The 459-nt window shown below is 41.2% G+C and carries 1 protein-coding gene; it reads left to right on the forward strand.

The annotated features are described in order from the left end of the window. Window positions 1–88: 88 nt before the first annotated feature. Window positions 89–298, forward strand: a complete 210-nt coding sequence (locus J5M58_RS26795; RefSeq protein ID WP_207880399.1) for a hypothetical protein — start codon at window positions 89–91, stop codon at window positions 296–298. Window positions 299–459 lie beyond the last annotated feature (161 nt).

Raw genomic sequence — 459 nt, forward strand, 5'->3', positions numbered from 1 at the left:
GCTTTAAAGAGTGTTTGTTTAGTGTCAGACCTTTAGAATTCAGTGCCACCCCAAAATGGCTAGCTATGAAGACAGGAGAGTTTGTAAAATGAAACGAGTTATCAAATACGAATATCGCTATTTGACCTTAGGGTGTGATTGTTGTCACGATTCGTCGAGTAGCTATTGCATGTATGAGGATGGTGCGCTAGTAGATGAAGATGTATGGTGTGAATATGCTTCAAACGAAGAAGAGCTTAGAGAAATCCTTGCTCATCTTGAACCGTTTGATGTTCACCCCGAGTCTGAATGGTTTTAAGGAGAAATAACATGCTGGTACGAGAGCTTATTGAAAAGCTGCAAGATACATCCCCGCGACAGAGAAGAAATACCTTCGTCGTCTACTAAAACATCTTGACAAGGATATGGATTGGTGGCGACAATGTAATGGTTACAAGAATGTTGAGCAGTGGTGTAAGG

It is taken from the genome of Pseudomonas sp. 32_A, assembly GCF_017490905.1.
In the GTDB taxonomy this organism is placed as follows: Bacteria; Pseudomonadota; Gammaproteobacteria; order Pseudomonadales; family Pseudomonadaceae; genus Aquipseudomonas; species Aquipseudomonas inefficax.